This window comes from Streptomyces marinisediminis, from assembly GCF_026262575.1.
Lineage (GTDB): Bacteria > Actinomycetota > Actinomycetes > Streptomycetales > Streptomycetaceae > Streptomyces > Streptomyces marinisediminis.
Map to the genome: position 1 here is coordinate 14,648 of NZ_JAPKFL010000005.1, position 16,639 is coordinate 31,286.

The 16,639-nt window shown below is 76.2% G+C and carries 15 protein-coding genes; 11 read left to right on the forward strand and 4 right to left on the reverse strand.

Annotation, left to right across the window (positions count from 1 at the left end; all coding sequences use genetic code 11):
• Positions 1–5 precede the first annotated feature (5 nt).
• From OSB71_RS05515 to OSB71_RS05550, 8 genes are all read left to right on the forward strand, one after another.
• Positions 6–1,223, forward strand: a complete 1,218-nt coding sequence (locus tag OSB71_RS05515; protein ID WP_265944805.1) for an MCE family protein — start codon at positions 6–8, stop codon at positions 1,221–1,223.
• Entirely contained in the window at positions 1,220–1,741 is a 522-nt protein-coding gene (locus OSB71_RS05520; RefSeq protein ID WP_265944807.1) for an Rv1363c family protein, read from the forward strand. The genes OSB71_RS05515 and OSB71_RS05520 overlap by 4 nt, the downstream gene beginning before the upstream one ends.
• Positions 1,738–2,397 carry a hypothetical protein gene (locus OSB71_RS05525; protein ID WP_265944809.1) on the forward strand — a complete coding sequence of 220 codons (660 nt, stop codon included), beginning with the start codon at positions 1,738–1,740 and terminating at the stop codon, positions 2,395–2,397. Before OSB71_RS05520 ends, OSB71_RS05525 begins: the two co-directional genes overlap by 4 nt.
• Positions 2,398–2,406: 9 nt before the next feature.
• Positions 2,407–2,958, forward strand: a complete 552-nt coding sequence (locus tag OSB71_RS05530; protein WP_265944811.1) for an Rv1363c family protein — start codon at positions 2,407–2,409, stop codon at positions 2,956–2,958.
• A gap of 25 nt (positions 2,959–2,983) precedes the next feature.
• A complete protein-coding gene (locus OSB71_RS05535; protein WP_265944813.1) occupies positions 2,984–3,727 on the forward strand; it encodes a hypothetical protein in 744 nt (247 codons plus the stop codon).
• A 49-nt stretch (positions 3,728–3,776) separates the two neighbouring features.
• A complete protein-coding gene (locus OSB71_RS05540; RefSeq protein WP_265944815.1) occupies positions 3,777–4,409 on the forward strand; it encodes a hypothetical protein in 633 nt (210 codons plus the stop codon).
• Between the two features lie 9 nt (positions 4,410–4,418).
• Positions 4,419–5,114 carry a DUF5819 family protein gene (locus OSB71_RS05545; protein WP_265944817.1) on the forward strand — a complete coding sequence of 232 codons (696 nt, stop codon included), beginning with the start codon at positions 4,419–4,421 and terminating at the stop codon, positions 5,112–5,114.
• A gap of 185 nt (positions 5,115–5,299) precedes the next feature.
• Entirely contained in the window at positions 5,300–6,355 is a 1,056-nt protein-coding gene (locus OSB71_RS05550; protein WP_416237198.1) for an HTTM domain-containing protein, read from the forward strand.
• Positions 6,356–7,194: 839 nt separating this feature from the next.
• On the opposite strand, the gene OSB71_RS05555 is transcribed toward OSB71_RS05550, so the two are convergent.
• The gene (locus OSB71_RS05555) at positions 7,195–8,490 is read right to left on the reverse strand and encodes a DUF6801 domain-containing protein (RefSeq protein WP_265944821.1); all 1,296 of its coding nucleotides are present in this window, start codon (positions 8,488–8,490) and stop codon (positions 7,195–7,197) included.
• A gap of 516 nt (positions 8,491–9,006) precedes the next feature.
• Between OSB71_RS05555 and OSB71_RS05560 the strand changes: the two genes are divergently transcribed.
• From OSB71_RS05560 to OSB71_RS05570, 3 genes are all read left to right on the forward strand, one after another.
• Positions 9,007–10,122, forward strand: coding sequence for a DUF6801 domain-containing protein (locus tag OSB71_RS05560; RefSeq protein WP_265944823.1), 1,116 nt, complete (start codon positions 9,007–9,009; stop codon positions 10,120–10,122).
• 379 nt (positions 10,123–10,501) lie between these two features.
• Positions 10,502–12,259 carry a polyketide synthase dehydratase domain-containing protein gene (locus OSB71_RS05565; RefSeq protein ID WP_265944825.1) on the forward strand — a complete coding sequence of 586 codons (1,758 nt, stop codon included), beginning with the start codon at positions 10,502–10,504 and terminating at the stop codon, positions 12,257–12,259.
• 7 nt (positions 12,260–12,266) lie between these two features.
• Positions 12,267–13,493 (forward strand): lipase family protein, encoded by a 1,227-nt coding sequence (locus OSB71_RS05570; protein WP_265944826.1) that lies wholly within the window; start codon positions 12,267–12,269, stop codon positions 13,491–13,493.
• A gap of 92 nt (positions 13,494–13,585) precedes the next feature.
• On the opposite strand, the gene OSB71_RS05575 is transcribed toward OSB71_RS05570, so the two are convergent.
• The 3 genes from OSB71_RS05575 to OSB71_RS05585 all read right to left on the reverse strand — a co-directional run bounded on the left by OSB71_RS05575 (position 13,586) and on the right by OSB71_RS05585 (position 16,625).
• On the reverse strand, positions 13,586–14,851 hold the full coding sequence (locus OSB71_RS05575) for a PucR family transcriptional regulator (RefSeq protein ID WP_265944828.1): 1,266 nt from the start codon (positions 14,849–14,851) through the stop codon (positions 13,586–13,588).
• A gap of 69 nt (positions 14,852–14,920) precedes the next feature.
• The gene (locus OSB71_RS05580; RefSeq protein WP_265944830.1) at positions 14,921–16,135 is read right to left on the reverse strand and encodes an acyl-CoA dehydrogenase family protein; all 1,215 of its coding nucleotides are present in this window, start codon (positions 16,133–16,135) and stop codon (positions 14,921–14,923) included.
• A 28-nt stretch (positions 16,136–16,163) separates the two neighbouring features.
• A complete protein-coding gene (locus OSB71_RS05585) occupies positions 16,164–16,625 on the reverse strand; it encodes an SCP2 sterol-binding domain-containing protein (protein WP_265944832.1) in 462 nt (153 codons plus the stop codon).
• Positions 16,626–16,639 lie beyond the last annotated feature (14 nt).

A 16,639-nucleotide genomic window follows, 5' to 3' on the forward strand; every position in this document is an offset into this window, starting at 1 on the left:
AGCCGATGCTGACCACCGCAACGAAGCTCAAGAACCTCGCCTTCCTGGTGATCGGCACCCTGGCCGTCGCCTACCTGGGCGCCGTCTACGCCGACCTCGGCCGCTTCGTCGGACTGCCCGACCACTACCGGGTGCAGGTCGAACTCGCCGAGACCGGCGGGCTGTTCACCGGCGCCAAGGTCACCTACCGGGGCGTGTCCGTCGGCCGGGTCGCCGCCATCGACCTCACCGACACCGCGGTCGTCGCCGAACTCCACATCGACGACGACGCGCCCCGCGTCCCCGCCGACCTGACCGCCGAGGTCGCCGCGCTCTCCGCCGTCGGCGAGCAGTACCTCGACCTCGTCCCGGCGACCGACGTCGGCCCCTACCTCGCCGACGGCGCCGTCATCGACCGCCAGGACACCACCACCCCCGCCCACGTCACCGAGATGCTGACCAGCCTGGACGCCCTCGTCGCCTCGGTGGACACCGCGTCACTGCGCACCGTCGTCGACGAACTCGGGCAGGCCTTCGACGGCCGCGGCGACGACGTGGCCACCCTCCTGGACACCTCCGGCGAGTTCCTGGCCGCCGCCGACGAGGCCCTGCCCGCCACCACGGCCCTCATCACCGACGCGGAGACCGTCCTGCGCACCCAGAGCGAGGAGGGCGAGGCGCTGCGCTCCTTCGCCGCCGGCACCAAGGAGCTCGCCGCCGAACTGCGGGACCACGACTCCGACCTGCGCCGCCTCATCAGCGCCACCCCCGGCGCCGTCAACCAGGTCACCGCCCTGCTGCGCGACGTCGACCCCGGCCTCAGCGTCGTGCTGGCCAACCTCACCACCACCTCCGAGCTGCTGGTCACCCGGCAGCGCGGGGTCGAGGAACTGCTGATCCAGGCGCCCCGGGCCGTCGCCGCGGCCGCCACCGCCGTCACCCAGGAGGGAGACCTGCGGCTGGGCATGGCGCTCACCTTCTTCGCACCGCTGCCCTGCACGGCCGGCTACGAGGACACGGTCCTGCGCAACGGACTGGACACCTCGCCCGCGCCGCCGCTCAACACCGACGCCCGCTGCACCGCGCCGCCCGGCAGCGGCCAGAACGTGCGCGGCTCGGCCAACGCGCCCGACGGCGGCCCGGTGCCCGACCCCGTGCGCCCCGGGGCGGCCGGCGCCCCGGACCCGTCCGGCGAGGGGCCGCGGGACCTCGGCGGCCTCCTGGGGCTGGAGGAGGACCGGTGAGGGCCGCCGCCGGCCCGCCGCGCCGCACCGTGCTGCTGCGTACCGCGCTCGCGGCCGCCCTCGTCTTCTGCGCCGTCGCCGGCTGGCTGGACTGGCGCGCCCGCGCGGACGAGGACCTGGCCCACGCGCGCGCCCGCGACACGGCGCTGGCCGACGGCCGCCGCCACATCGCCCGGCTGCACACGCTGGAGAGCCGGAGCGTGCGGGACGGGCTCGACGGCTGGCTGGACGCGACCGCCGGGCCGCTGCGCGCGGAGCTGGAGCGCACCCGGGGGGAGAGCGGCGCGGTGCTGGAACAGGAGGGCACCACCGCCCGGGGCACGGTCACCGACGCGGCCCTCACCGCGCTCGACACCCGGGCGGGCACGGCGCGGGTGCTGGCGACCGTCCGCGTCCGGCTCACCCCGCGCGACGGCGAGCCCACCACCGACCGCAAGCGCTGCGAGGCGACGCTGACCCGCACCGCCGACGGCTGGAAGCTCACCCAGGTGACCACGGTCCCGGTCGGTGCGGCATGAGCGGGCGGGAGACGCGGGCGTCCGGCGCGGTGGCGTCCGAAGTGGTGGCGCCGGAAGGGGTGGCGTCCGAGGTGGTGGCGTCCGGGGCGGCGTCGTCCGGAGCGGCTGGTTCCGGCCCGGCCGCGCCACCGACGCGCCGCCTGCCGCGCCGCCTGCCGCGCCGCCTGCGGGCGGCCGCCGCGGTCGCGCTGACGGTGGCGCTGCTGGCCGCCGGGGGCCTGCTGCTCGCCCACGCCCGCCACCTGACGGCCGGGGACGCCGCGGGCAACCGCGCCCTCACCGACACCGCCGCGACCGACCGCGTCACGGTCGAGGTCAGCGACGCCCTGCACCGCGTCTTCTCCTACGGCCCCGACACCCTGGAGCGCACCGAGCGGGACGCCGAAACGCTCTTGACGGGCCCGGCCGCGGCCGACTACGCGGAACTGTTCCCCCGCGTCGAACAGGAGGTCGGCGCCCAGGAACTCACGCTGACCACCCACACCGTCCGCGCCGGGGTCACCGAGCTGACCGCCGACCGCGCCCGGCTGCTGGTCTTCCTCGACCAGACCGCGCGGCGGGCCGGACACGAGCCGACCACCACGGCCGCCCAGCTCACCGTCGAGGCCGAACTGCGGGACGGCCGGTGGCGGATCACCGACCTCACCCCGCGCTAGGAGGAACCCATGCGTCCGCTCACGAGCAGGTCCGCACGCCGCCGCCCGCTGGCCGCCGCTGCCGGGGCCGCCGCCGCGCTGGCCCTCGGCGCCGCCGCCTGGACGGGGGCCGGTTGGTACGGCGCCGCCCACGACGACGCGCTCGCCTTCGCCCGGGCCCGCGACGCCGTCGCCACCGCCGCCGGGCAGGGCGTGCGCGACCTCAACACGCTCGACCACCGGGACGTGGCCGACGGCTACGACACCTGGGAGGACTCCACCACCGGTGAGCTGCACACCCAGCTCACCGAGGGGCGGGAGGCGTTCACCGCCCAGGTGCGCGAGGCACGGACCGTCACCACGGCCGAGGTGCTCGCCACGGCGGTGACCGAGCTGGACGAACGCGCGGGCAAGGCGGGCGTCATGGTCGCGGTGCGCATCACCGTCGACGCCCCCGAGGAGGACCCGGCGGTCAAGGACAGCCGCCTGCTGGCCGAGCTCACCCGCACCGAGTCGGGCTGGAAGCTCAGCGCCCTGAGCCCGGCACCCCTGGGCGAGAGCGCCCCCGCCCCCGCCGAGTGACACCACGCGAAGAGGACGACCGCCCATGGCCACCACGCGCCACACGCTCAACCGCCGCCGCCGGGTCACCGCAGCGCCGGCGCCCCCGGCCGCGCCGGCCCCCGCCTCCGGCCCCCGCGCCAGGGGCGCGGGGCCCCGCGAACGCCGCCCCGGCCGCACCGCGCCCGCGCCCCGGCCCGGCGCCGACGACCGCGGTGGGGGGAGCGGGCGGAACCCGGGCCGGGTCCGGCACTCCCCGGGCGTCCGACGGCTCCGCCCGCGCCTGCCGCTGCCCGTCCTGCTGGCCGCGCTCGCCCTCCTGCTCGGCGCGCTCGCCACCCACGCCGCCACCCAGAGCGCCGCCCTGCGCGACGCGCCGGCCGCCCGCAACACCGCGCTCACCGACACCGCGCTGACCAGCGAGGTCCAGGGCACGGTGAGCCAGGCCGTGGCCGACGTCTTCTCCTACGACTACACCGCGCCCGACGAGACGGCCGCCGCCGCCCGCGCCGTGCTGACCGGCCGGGCGGTCGAGCAGCACCACGCCCTGCTCGCGCCGGTCACCGAGCGCGGACCCGAGCAGCAGCTCGTGCTGACCACCACCGTCACCCACAGCGGCGTGGAGCTGATCGACGGCGACCGCGCCCGCGTCCTGCTCTTCGCCGACCAGCGCAGCACCCGCACCGGCGAGGACGGCGACACCACCTACGCCGCCGCCATGTTCGCCGTGGACGCGGCGCGCGAGGGCGGCACCTGGCGGATCGCCGCCCTGGACACCTTCCCGCGGTGACGCGGCCCCCGGCCGCGCTCGCCTCCGTTCCCAGCGTCAGGAGCCTTCCATGACCCGACCCACGCACCGGCGCGCCCGCGCCGCCGCCACCGTCGCCCTCGTCACCGCCCTCGCCACCGCGGGCTGCTCGTCCGGCGGAGACGGCGGGAGCGGCGGCAACGGCGCAAGCGGCGGGAACGGCGGCGACGGCGGTTCGCCGGCCACCGAGTCCGCCCTGGTCACCTGGGCGGGCGACGTCTGCGGCCACCTCCAGGCGGGCGGCCGGCAGCTCAGCATGCCCAGCTCCGGCGCGGACGACCCGCAGAGCGCCCGGGAGAACGCCGTCACCTTCCTCGACGGGCTCTCCCAGCAGCTCGGCACGCTGGCGGAGAACCTGGAGCGGGAGGGCCCGCCGCCCGCCGAGGGGGGCGAGGACGCCTACGCGGACGCCCTGCGGACCCTGGAGGAGACCCGCGAGTCGGTCCGGACGGCGCTCACCACGCTGGAGGGCGCCGAGGTCGACGACGCGGCGACGCTCCAGCGCGCCTTCACCCAGGCCGGCGAGGACATGAGCGCGGCCGCGGCCTACGAGGGGCCGGCCGAGGAGCTGAAGCAGAGCCCGGAGCTGAACGCCGCGTTCGAGGAGTCGCCCGCCTGCCGGAACCTGGACGGCGGCCCGGCCTCGGCGCCCCCGGCTCCGTGAGGGCGCGGCATGAACGACGCCGCTGACCCGGCCGCCGCGGGCCCGTCCGCCGACCCGGTGGGGTCGGCGGACGGCGCCGCCCTCTCCCGCCCCGCCCGCCTCGTCGTCGCCGGGGCCGTCGTGCTCGTGGGCGTACTGACCGCCGGGCACCTGGGCGCGGTCTTCTTCCACCTCGCCCCGGACAACGCCGTCACCGAGGCGCACGGCGAGGCCATCGACGACTGGATCTATCCCGAACTCGACCAGAACTGGAAGCTCTTCGCCCCCGAACCGCTCTACCGGACCGAACGCGTCCACGCCCGCGCCCGCGTCCGCGACGACGACGGCACGCTCACCACCACCGACTGGCACGACCTCTCCGCGCCGGACATCGCCGCCACCCGGGGCCACCTCCTGCCCAGCCACACCCGCAACCACTTGCGCAAGGGCTGGGACGCCTTCACCGGCTCGCACGACGACGCCTACCGCCCGGTCGGCCCGCGCGGCCACCTCATGCGCGCCTACCTGGAGCGCGTCGCCGTGCGCCGTCTCGCCGAGATGACGGGGACCGACGCCGGTGCCGTCGAGCAGCTCCAGCTCCGCGAGGCCGTCACGCCCGTGCCCGACCCGCCCTGGCGCCCCGGCGCCCGCGCGCCCGGCACCCGCTACACGGAACTGCCGTGGTGGCAGGTGCGCTCGCAGGAGCCGGAGGGCGGCCGACCATGACCACGAGCCCCCCGCCTCCCCCCACCGGTCCGTCACCGACGCCCGACCGGGAGCCCGGCGCGGCGCCCGAAGCGGCGACCGGATCGACGCCCGGACCGGCGCGCGGACCGACGCGCGGACCGGCGCCCGGATCGACGACCGGCCACGACCGCGCCGTCGGGCCGCGGGAGCCGTTCGTCCAGCGCGTGTCGCGCCACACGTTCGGCGCGCACCAGAGCGCCGCCGTGCGCATCGGCATCGCCGGGACCTGGCTGCTGTTCCTGCTGCGTGAATGGCCCCACCGGCACGCGCTCTACGGCCCCGACGGCCCGTGGAGCCTCGCCCTCGCCGACCGCATGACCACCGGCACGGGGGCGTTCTCCGCCCTGCTGTGGTCGGGCAGCACCTGGTGGTTCGAGTTCTGCTACGCCTTCGCCCTCGTCGCGAGTGCCCTGCTCGCGCTGGGCTGGCGCACCCGGACGGCCTCCGTGCTGTTCATGCTCGGCGTGCTGTCGCTGCAGAACCGCAGCGTCTTCGTCGGCGACGGCGGCGACAACGTCATCCACATCATGGCGATCTACCTGGTCTTCACGCGCTGCGGCCGGGTGTGGTCGCTCGACGCCCGCCGCGCGCGCCGCGACCGCGGTTCCGGGCCGGACACCGTCGGCGTGGTGCTGTGGGTGGGCATGGGGGCCGCGCTGGCCGCGCTGACCGCCGGGCCGCTCACCCCGGGCTGGGCGCTGCTGCTGTGGGGGCTGTGGCTCGCCCAGGGGGCCTGGTGGGCCGTGCACCGGTACGCGCCGGGGGAGCCCAGGGCCGTCGCGGAGGCGCTGGCCTCCCTGGTGCACAACGCCGCGCTGCTCGTCATCATGGTCGAGGTCTGCCTCATATACGCCACGGCCGGCTGGTACAAGATCCAGGGCAGCCGCTGGCAGGACGGCACCGCGGCGTACTTCCCGCTCATGGTCGACCACTTCCGGCCCTGGCCCGTCCTCTCCGACGCCATCGCCGACAACGGCCTGCTGATCCTCGCGATGACCTACGCGACGGTCGCCGTCCAGGTGGCCTTCCCGTTCACCGTCTTCCACCGGCCGCTGAAGAACGCACTGCTGGTCGTCATGATCGCCGAGCACCTCAGCATCGCCGTCCTGCTCGGCCTGCCGTTCTTCTCCCTGGCGATGATCGCCGTCGACGCCGTCTTCCTGCCGCGCGCGTTCTTCCGCTGGTGCGAGGAGAAGCTGGCCGCACGCGGGAGCCCCTGACCGCTCGCCGGCGCCGGCGCGTCCCGGCCGCCCCGCCGCCCGCGTTCCGTCCCGCGACCGCCCGGGCCGCCGGGTGCCGCGCGACTCCACCGAGGTACCGGGGGCGCGGACCGAGCACGGCCACCGAGCGCCCCACCCGGAGTGGCGCCGCGTCCCCGGGCGGGGCGCCGACCGTCGGAAGCGCCGCCGCCGAGACGCCCCGGTCCATCCCGACCGGGCGCCCCCGTCGGCGCGCCGGCGACCGAGTTACGCTCGCTGGGAGCCGGCGGTGACTCCTGGCGTCGGGCCCCGCGCGCGGGCCGCGTGCCGGACGCCCGGAGGACGCGGGGGAGCGGGGCCCTCGGTCGGCGCCCCCTCCGTGGCCGAGCGCCGTCGACGGCGGGCCGGTGGAAACTGCGCGCGCCGGGGTGGGGGTTCGGGTGCGGCGAAGCGTCCTGGAGGCGGGCCCGAGGCGTGCGACGTGCGGTGCGCGTCCTCGCGGTTGCGCGCGTCGGCGGCGGGTGGGTGGGTGCTGTGCGCGCCGGGGTGGCGCTCGGGTGCGGCGAAGCGCTCGGGAAGGCTTCCCGGGGCGGCGCGCGGTCCTGGCTCGCCTTCGGGGCCCGGGTGCCGATGGCTTCGGGGGCTGGTGGCCGGGGCTCGGCGACGGCCTCGTGCGCGCGGCCCGGTGGCCCGGGGCCTGCTGCCGGGCGCTCGGGGGAGGGTCGGGGCGGGAGGGGCCGCCCTTCCGCCCGCCCCGTTGCGGACGCCCGCGACGGGACGGGGGAGAGGGGCGCGCGACCGGGAACAGCGCTGGGGGCCCCACCGCGCACGCGCACGGTGGGGCCCCCAGCGTCCGGGCGTCAGCTCTCGCGCGAGGCGAGGTTCAGCTCGATGGTGTTACCGGGACCGGCCGTCACCGCGCTGATGATGCCGTTCAGCATGCCGCAGCCGGAGAGCTGGGGCAGGGTGTACGTGCCGGTCAGCGTGCCGCCGTCGAAGGGGTCGAAGCGGCCCTCGGACTCCAGCGGGATCTCCGCCGCGTCCACCGTCCGGCAGCTCTCGCCGCCGCCCACGGGGAGGCCGAAGACCTTCACCGAGGGCAGGATGACCTCGGTGGTGGCGTTGGCCGTCAGCTTCCCGTCGTTCGACAGGGTGCCGGTGACCTTCTCGGTCGGGTTGAACCGGATGTCCGCGGTGGCCGGCAGGAAGCCGAAGACCGTGAACTCCCCGGAGGTGTCGGCCAGGGTCATGTCGGCCTCGTACGAACCGGAGGCCAGGTCGAAGTCGGCGTCGATCGTGCCGTCCAGCGCCACGTCCCCGTTGGCGGCCTTGATGTGGCTGGAGCCGCTCAGGCCGAACCCGATCTCGATCGGGTCGCTCCCGCCGCCGACGTCGCTGCCGCCCTCGTCGGTGCCGCCTTCGTCGCCGCCGACGTCCGTGCCGCCTTCGTCGGTGCCGCCTTCGTCGCCGCCGACATCGGTGCCGCCTTCGTCGGTGCCGCCTTCGTCGCCGCCGACGTCGGTGCCGCCCTCGTCACCGCCGCTCGCGGGCGTGATCTCGAAGGAGTGCAGGACGTTGTCCTGGCCCGGGACGAGGGTGCACGCGGACTCGAAGGTGCCCAGACCGGTCTCCTCGCCCGCCGCGTTGCGCGGCGTGAGGGTGAGCAGCAGGTCGTTGACCGTGATGGTCGCCGTGCCCGGCTGGGAGAACGTCAGCGACGGGGTCTCGCCGCCGGCGTTGATGGTGAAGGAGCCGGACGCCGGAACGTCCGTCTTCTCCAGTTCCACCGGCACGGAGACCGGGAGGGTGGCCTCGGGGGTGTCGACCTCGGAGGAGGCCACTCCGGAGCCTTCCAGGGTCGTCGCGCCGACGAGGTTCAACCCCTGCGTCGCCGTCTCCGGCACTGTGGAGACGGTGTCGATGACGAACGCCCCGGTCGGCTCCCCGACCGCGATGGCGGACGGCATGTCGGTGTTGATCTCCACCGACAGGGTCTGCTGGCCGATGAGCGGGAAGGGGCACTGGTACTGGAGCGTGAGGGAGACGGGGTCGGCCGAGGCGGACCCCGTGGTGGCGACGCCGATGAGGCCGCCGGCCGCTACCGCGGCCGCGACGGCGGCGGCCTTGAACCGACGCGTGTTGCTCTTTGCTGGCATGAGCTGCCTTTCGCGTTGAACGGAAAACGTGCGGGAATCGCATCCCGCCGTGTGGTGGCGGGTACGGCACCTCCTCGCCACGGAGGGGACGGGTGGCTGGAACGCGAATGCCAACGGGCACCGAGTGGTGCGGGCGGCTGGAGCCGTGGCGCCCGTGGGGGGTCACCTGGACCTCGGCGTGTCCGGCCGATTTCCGTTGTGTTTCGGCCGGGAACTTACTCACGGGTACTCGGGCGGGGCAAGGGGATTCACCACCCGGAAGCGATCACCGGGGTATTTTCGTCCCCGAGTGAGTACGGTCGCGGCGGCGTTCATGTGACCCGAGTAACCGTCGGCCGGTGCGGCCCGGGGCGTGGGCACGCGTCTTTTCCTGTGTCCCGGTGACGAAATTCCGGGGCGCTGTGCTCACCCGGTGAGCAAGGAAGGGAAAAGGGCGGCGGTGTGCTTGGCGCACCCGGCCGACGTGCGTAGCTTACGGCTCTCCACACCCCCAACCAGTACCGGTACGAGGGAGTCATGACAGCCACCACACACGGACGCAGGACCAAGGCGGCGCTGGCCGCCGCCGCGGTCGTGGCCGCGGCGGGCGCGATCGGCGTGGCAGGCGCCGCGCCGGCCGCCGCCGAGCCCGCGTCACTCACGCTGAATTACAGCTGCCCCTTCCCGCTCATCGGAACGCAGGAGCTGAAGGTCGAGATATCGGCCGACCTGCCCGGGACGATCGCGGTGGGCGAGGCCACGCCGGAGTTCCTCATCAACACGGTCTCGACCGTGCCACCGACCGCGACGCAGGGGCTGTCCCTCGTCGGGGCCAAGACCATCGAGGGTTCGGCCGTGGCCGACTCGCGCATCGAGGCGCCGCAGGGCGGACTGGACCTCAAGGTCCCCGTCGAGCTGGAGAAGACGGACGTGCCCACGTCCGGCTCCTTCACCATCGCCGCCACCGGCAACGCGCCCGCGATCACCTTCTCGCAGCCGGGCAGCGCCGAGATCACGGTGAACGACCTGCTGCTGACCCTGACGCCGCGCACGGCCGCTGGCGGGGAGACGGGTCTGGGGACGTTCGACTCCGCCTGCACGCTGATCGAGGGCCAGGACAACGTCCTGCACACCTTCGAGATCACCGGTGAGGGCGGCGGCGACGGCGGTGCCGACGCCGGTGGCGCGGACGCGGGCGGCGCGGACGCCGGTGGTGCCGACGCCGGCGGCGCGGACGCCGGCGGTACGGACGCCGGCGGTGCCGACGCGGGTGGTGCCGACGCCGGTGGCGCGGACGCCGGCGGCACCGACGCGGGCGGCGCTGACACCGGCGGTGCGGACGACGGCGGCACCGACGCGGGCGGCGCTGACACCGGCGGCGCGGACGCGGGCGGCACCGACGACGGCGGCAGCGACGCGGGCGGCGGCGGTGCCGACGGCGGCGGTGACGACACGGCGGGCGCCACCACCGGCGGCACGGACCCCGACCCCCAGCTCGGCGGCGACAAGAAGCCGGCCGGCGACGACCAGCTCGCGCTGACCGGCGCGACGGGCGTCGGCGGGCTGGCGGCGGCCAGCGCGCTCGTGCTGGGCGGCGGCTTCGCCGCGTACCGCTACCTGCCGCGCCTCATCCGGCGCGGTCAGAACCCCTGACGCCGCACCACCTGAGCCGGCCCCGCCGCTGAGCGGCGGGGCCGGCCGCGGTGCCGTGGCCCCGGCCGCGGCCGCACGACGACCGACGTCGCGCGGCCGCGGCCTTTCCGTGTTCCGCACACCGCGTCCGCTTTCGCCCACCGGTGCCGGTAAACCGCCGTGCCGCGCCCCTCCCGCGCGTTTGCGTCATTCCTTGTCGGCCGTACAGCAAGGCGCGCCGGGCGGTGCTCACCGAAACGAGAATTCGGTTCTCCGGCTCCGTTCTTCCGCCGTGTTCCCAGCCGTTGTATTGACCCTTTGTCGAAAATCTCAGTACGGTGCGCGAATTCTTCCAGGCGGCCGTGCGGTCGAGGAATTCCCCACTTCCCGGAGCGTGATCGTGACCGGTGCCCAGCAGACGCGTGACGCCCTCGGGGCCACTCCGTGGCCGACCCGCGCGTCCGTTCCGCCCCGGGCCGGAGGGCGGCGGGCCGACGGCCCCGCCACGGGCGCGCGCCGCACCACGGTGGAGATCTCCACCTCGGCCATGCCGTACCTGCTGCACCACTGCGTCGTCCCGCAGCGGCCGGGCTGGCCCGAGAGTGCCGACCGCCGCCCGGTCGTACCGGCGGGCACCGTGCTGCGGCACCTGCTGGACGGGGCCGAACGAGCGGCTCCCGGCGCCCGCGCGGTCGGTCTGCGGCAGGTCAGGTTCGACCGGTGGGTGGACGCCGTCCCCGCCTCCCGGGTGACCCTCGCCGCCGCGCCGCAGGGCCGCGGCCGGATGGCGGTCGCCTTCGGCGCCCACGCCCGCGCGGGCGTCGAGCTGGCCGGCGGCTACCCGGCGCCCCCGGCGCCGTGGCCGCCACCGCGCGCCGAGCGGCTGCCCCGGGAGACGGCCGAGGAACTGTACGCCGACCGCTGGCTGTGCGCGGGCCCCGGGTACCGGGGCATCGCCCGGCTGCTCGGCTCCGGCGCAGGCCAGGTGCGCGCGGGCCTGGTCGTGCCGCCCGCGCCCGGCGGGCTGCTGGACGCCGTGGGCCAGGTGCTCGTGTACGCGGTCCTGGCCGACGCCGCGAGCGCCCGGACGGTCGCGGTGCCCGTGCGGGTGCGCGGCGTGCGCTTCTTCGGGCCCGCCCCGCCGGTGGGCACCGCGCTGGAGTGCCGGCTGCGGGTGACCCACCGCACCGCGACCGCCGTCCTGGCCGACGCCCAGCTCCTGATCTCCGGGGAGGTGTGGGCCCAGGTCAGCGGTTGGCAGGCGCGGTTGCTCGCGGGGCCGGACACCCGGGCGCCGGGCGGCTACCCCGAGCACCGCGCGCTGTCGGTGCCGCAGCCCGGGGGCTGGGTGCTGGTGCGCGACGCCTGGCCCGACCCGGCCTCGCGGGACGTCGTCATGCGCACCCAACTGGGCCGGGCGGAACGGGCGGAGTACGCCCGGCGGTCGCCGCACGGGCGGCGGCAGTGGCTGCTGGGCCGGATCGCCGTCAAGGACGCCGTGCGCCACTGGCTGTGGGAGCGGGGCGCGGGCCCGGTGTTCCCGGCCGAACTCCGGGTGCGCGAGGACCCGGACGGCCGGGTGCGGGTCAGCGGCCTGCACGGGCGCGCCCTCCCCGACCTCGACGTCGACCTCGCGCACCGGGCCGACGCCGCCGTGGCCCTGGTCCGCCCGCGCCGCCCTGGCGCCCGCGATCACCGCGGACCGGGCATCGGCATCGAACTGCTCGCCCCCCGCCACGCGCCACGCGGGCCCGGCGCCGCCCGGGAGCCGGACGCCGCCCGGGAGCCCGACGCCGCGCCGGAGCCCGGCGGCGCGGCGTCCGGCGGCCCGGGCCCCGCGGACCTGCGCGCGGCGCGCCGGGCCGCCGCGGCCGCCGAGGGCGTCCGGCCGCGGGAGACGGCCGTCCTCGCCGTGGACGGCGACCGCCTCACCCTCGCCGCCGGCCACCGGCGCCGCGAGGTCCGCCGCGCGGAGGTGACCAGCCACACCCCGGGCGCGCCCGCCCGCCGCTACACCGTGGCCTGGACCACCGAGCCGCCCCCCGCTTCCGACCCCGCGACCACACCCGGCGCGGCTCCCGACCCCGTCACCGCACCCCTCACCGCCCCCGACACCGCCCCCGACACCGCCCCCGACACCGCATCCGCAGAGAACTGAGGTCCGCATGCACCGCTACCGAACACGTCTCCTGGCCGCCGCGGCCGCCCTCGCGCTGGCGGCCCCGGCGGGCAGCGCCCTGGCCGCACCGCGCGACGCCGCGCCGGCCCACCGCTCCGCCGCCGCCCCGGCGGAGGCGGCCGACGACTTCTACCTGCCGCCCGAGCCGCTGCCCCAGGGCCGCCCCGGCGACGTCATCCGGGCCCGCCCCGCGCAGGCGGGGCCGCCGACCGCGCGGCGGCTCGCGGACGCCTGGCAGGTGATGTACCACTCCACCGACGCGCTGGGCGAGCCGGCCGCGGTGACCGGGACCGTGCTCGTTCCCAAGGCGGTCGACCCCGCCGCCGCGCCGATCGTGGGCATGGGCCCGGGCACCCACGGCCCGGCGTTCCGCTGCGCGCCGTCCGGCATGATCGACGAGGGGATGTTCTACGAACAGCCCGCGCTCAACGAGATGCTGGCCGCCGGGTACGCCGTGGCGGTGACCGACTACGCGGGATACCGGCCCGAGCCGGAGACCACCTACGTGGTGGGGCACGCGATGGGCCCCGCCCTCATCGACGCCGTGCGGGCGGCCCAGCGGCTGCCGCAGGCCGGGTTGGCCGAGGACGCGCCGGTGGTCTTCCGCGGCTACTCCCAGGGCGGCGGCGCCGCGCTGTGGGCCGGACAGCTCCAGCCGGGCTACGCCCCCGAGCTGGAGGTGGCCGGGGTGGTCGGCGGCGGGGTGCCGGCCGATCTGGTGCAGGTGGCGCTCCCGCTGGAGGGCGCGGACGGCTTCGGGCTGCTGGCCTACTCGCTGATCGGCCTGGACAACGCGTACCCGGAACTGCGCCTGGACGCCTACCTCAACGACGCCGGGCGGGCGGCCTTCGCGGACATGGAGGCGGGCGACTGCACGGTGGAGCTGCTGCTGGACTACCGGGGCCGGGCGACCGGCGACTACCTGACGCGCAGCCCGTTCCTGGAGCCGGCGTGGCTGGAGCGGGTCGCGCAGAACCGGCTGGGCGGCGAGCCCGTCCCCGTCCCGGTGTTCCAGTACCACGTCACGCGGGACGAGCTGGTGCCCTACCGGCAGGCGACCACGCTGCGGGACGCCTACTGCGCGCAGGGCACCGAGGTCGTCTGGCGCGAGTACGCCGCCGACCACATCACCGGCGTCATCCGGGGCAACGCCGACGCGATGGCCTTCATCGCCGACCGCCTCGCCGGCGCTCCGGTGGAGGGCGGCTGCTGACCGGGGCCGGCGTCCGCACCCGGGCGGACGCCGGCCGCTTCGGCCGTGCGCGGACGGCGCCGGGCCGGGCCGTGGGCCGGGGGACCGCCGGCTCAGTGCTCCGGGTGCGGCCGGGGCCCGGAGCCGGGCAGCGGCAGCACCGGTTCGCCGCGCAGCTCCAGGGCGCGCAGCACGCTCTCGGTGGCGAACCGCTGGCCCAGGTCCCCCAGCCGGTCGCCGAAGGCGCGCTCCAGCAGCCGCAGCCGATAGCGCACGGTCTGCGGGTGCAGGTGCAGCACCTCGGCCATCTGCGCCGCGTTGCCGCGGGTGGCCAACCACGCCCGCAGTGTCTCCAGCAGCCGCTCGCGGCGGGTCTCGGTCAGCGCGGCGAGCGGCGCGAGCTGACGGCGGGCCAGGTGGTCGGTCAGCGCCCGGTCGGCGGTGAGCCAGAGGGTGAGCAGGTGGTCCTCGCAGAACGTGACCGGGCGGCGCGGGATCGCGCCGGTGTCCACCAGCTCCAGCGCCTGCCGGGCCCAGCGCAGCGACTCGGCCGCCTTGCCGGTGGGGACGGTCAGCCCCACGGTGGCCAGCATGTCGGCCGGCGCCGTCTCCAGCACCGCCCGGCGGTCGGCGTCGACCGGACCGGGGATCAGGGCGTGCGGCGCCGCGTGGGTGAGGTCGGCGAGCACGTCGGCGCCGAGCATGCTGCGCCGGGGCGGCGCCTGCGGGCTGAAGGCCACCAGCGTCACCTCGGCGGGCAGCGGCCAGCGGGCCTGCTCGGCGAGCGCGCTGAGCCGCGTGTGCGGCACGGCGGGCCCGGCCAGCAGGAGCCGCAGCAGTTGCCGGCGCAACCCGTCCTGGCCGCTGCCCATCTCGGCGCGCGCCTCGGCGTACCCCTCGCGGGCGACCGCGCTCAGCTCGTCGACGTAGCCGAAGAGCGCGTCGGCGAAGGACAGCAGCGCGTGCGAGGACAGCCGGTAGCGCTGGCCCAGCCCCCGGGCGCGGCGCAGGGCCACCCGCGCGCCGATGCGGAACGCCGCCTGGAGGTCGTCCAGGCTGCGGCCCTCGTAGGCCTCGAAGCGGGCGATGCGCCGCCACATGGCGTCGCGGCGCGCGGTGGACGCCGCGGGCGAGCGCACCCGCTCGGCGAAGGAGGTGATCGTCAGCTCCACGCCGAGGCGGCAGGCGCGGGAGTAGGGCCCTTCGAGGTAGTCGGCGTAGTGGGGGACACCGCGCTTGATCTCGGCGCAGATCTCCTGGATGAGCGCGGGCAGTTCGGAGCGCAGGGTGTCCGCGAGCTCCCGGGGCAGCGGGAACGGCGCCTCCTGCGGGGCGACGCGGGCGGGGCGCGTGGCGGGCCTGGGCGGGTGCGTCGGCATGGATTCTCCCCTCACCACTGCCGTGCGGGGGCACCGCCATGGGTCGGCTGGGCGGCGCCCCCGCACGGGTCAGCGGATGTTCCTGCCCGAGATGGCCCGGGCGATGACGAGTCGCTGGATCTCGCTGGTGCCTTCGAAGATGGTGTAGATCTTCGCGTCCCGGTACATCCGCTCCACCGGGTGCTCGCGGCTGTAACCGGCGCCGCCGAGGATCTGGACGGCCTTCCCGGTGGCGGCCACGGCCAGTTCGCCGGCGCGCAGCTTGGCCATCGAGCCCTGGGCGGCGGTGAACTCCTTGTCCGTGCGCGCCATCCACGCGCCCTGCCAGATCAGCAGCCGCACGGCCTCGATCTCGGTGCGCAGGTCGGCGAGGGCGAAGGCGATCGCCTGGTGGTCGACGATGGGACGGCCGAACGCCTCCCGCTCGCCGGCGTAGCCCAGGGCGTACTCGTAGGCGGCGCGGGCGATGCCCAGGGCCTGGGCGCCGACGGTGGGCCGGCTGACCTCGAAGGTGGCCATGGCGGCCTGCCCCTTGGCCCCGCGCCCCTCCCGGGCGCGGGCCAGGCGGGCCTCGAGCCGCTCACGCCCGCCCAGCAGGCAGTGCCCGGGCACCCGGACGTCGTCGAGGAAGACGTCGGCGGTGTGCGAGGCGCGCAACCCCAGCTTCTTGATCTTGCGGTTGCCCACCAGCCCCTCGGTGCCGGGCGGCACGACGAACGCCGCCTGGCCGCGGGCGCCGAGCTCGGGGTCGACCGAGGCGACGACGACGTGGACGTCGGCGATGCCCCCGTTGGTGATCCACGCCTTCTGGCCGTTGAGCACCCACGTGTCGCGCGCCTCGTCGTAGCGGGCGCGGGTGCGCATCGCCGACACGTCGGAGCCGGCCTGCGGCTCGGAGACGCAGAAGGCGGCGAGCTGGGGCCGCGCGGCGTCGCCGTAGCACTGGGGCAGCCACTCGGCCATCTGGTCCGGGGTGCCGGAGGCGAAGATCCCGGCGGCGGCGAGCGAGGTGCCGAACAGCGCCATGCCGATGCCCGCGTCGCCCCAGAACAGTTCCTCGTTGGCGATCTGCAGGGAGAGCCCGGAGGGGTCCCCGTACATCTCGGCCAGCGACTCGAAGCCGTACAGGCCGATCCGTGCGGCCTCCTTGACGACGGGCCAGGGGGTCTCCTCGCGTTCGTCCCACTCGGCCGCGGCCGGACGGACCACGTCGGCGGCGAAGCCGTGCACCCAGGCGCGCAGGTCCTGCTGCTCTTCGGTCAGGTCGAGGGAGAATCCGTTCACGCCGCTGCCTCCTCGGGTGCCGCCCGGTTCACGGTGTGGGCAGGTCGAACAGGCGGGTGAGCCCGGAGGCCAGGCCCACGTCACCGGCGACCGTGAGTTTGCGGGTCATGAACATCGTCACCGGGGAGCCGTTGCCGGAGACGAGCTTGAGGAACTCCGCGTCGCCCATGATCAGGCTCACGCGGGGCTCGGTCTCGCCGCGGCCCTCGCGGACGGTGCAGGTGCCCGCGTCGATGAGCGTCTCGTACACCGCCTCGGACTCGCCGGTGATCTTCCACCGGATGAGCGCGGTGAGCGTGCCGGCGCGCTCGGGGCGGAACTGCCGCTCCATGCGGGAGAAGATCTCCGAGAGCGCACGGGCGCGGAAGTCACCCCGCATCACTTCGTTGATCTCCTTGGCGGAGAGTTTTTTCACCAGCCGGGCGAACTCCTCGGGGGAGACGCTCGCGAAGTCCAGGTCGGCCAGGTCGCCGCCGGTCGTATCGGCCATGGGGGACGTCCTTC

Bases quoted from the DNA above. Each gene is read 5' to 3' on its own strand.
- OSB71_RS05515 (WP_265944805.1), top strand. From the start codon at position 6: ATGCTGACCACCGCAACGAAGCTCAAGAACCTCGCCTTCCTGGTGATC.
- OSB71_RS05525 (WP_265944809.1), top strand. From the start codon at position 1,738: ATGAGCGGGCGGGAGACGCGGGCGTCCGGCGCGGTGGCGTCCGAAGTG.
- OSB71_RS05530 (WP_265944811.1), top strand. From the start codon at position 2,407: ATGCGTCCGCTCACGAGCAGGTCCGCACGCCGCCGCCCGCTGGCCGCC.
- OSB71_RS05535 (WP_265944813.1), top strand. From the start codon at position 2,984: ATGGCCACCACGCGCCACACGCTCAACCGCCGCCGCCGGGTCACCGCA.
- OSB71_RS05540 (WP_265944815.1), top strand. From the start codon at position 3,777: ATGACCCGACCCACGCACCGGCGCGCCCGCGCCGCCGCCACCGTCGCC.
- OSB71_RS05545 (WP_265944817.1), top strand. From the start codon at position 4,419: ATGAACGACGCCGCTGACCCGGCCGCCGCGGGCCCGTCCGCCGACCCG.
- OSB71_RS05555 (WP_265944821.1), bottom strand. From the start codon at position 8,490: ATGCCAGCAAAGAGCAACACGCGTCGGTTCAAGGCCGCCGCCGTCGCG.
- OSB71_RS05560 (WP_265944823.1), top strand. From the start codon at position 9,007: ATGACAGCCACCACACACGGACGCAGGACCAAGGCGGCGCTGGCCGCC.
- OSB71_RS05570 (WP_265944826.1), top strand. From the start codon at position 12,267: ATGCACCGCTACCGAACACGTCTCCTGGCCGCCGCGGCCGCCCTCGCG.
- OSB71_RS05575 (WP_265944828.1), bottom strand. From the start codon at position 14,851: ATGCCGACGCACCCGCCCAGGCCCGCCACGCGCCCCGCCCGCGTCGCC.
- OSB71_RS05585 (WP_265944832.1), bottom strand. From the start codon at position 16,625: ATGGCCGATACGACCGGCGGCGACCTGGCCGACCTGGACTTCGCGAGC.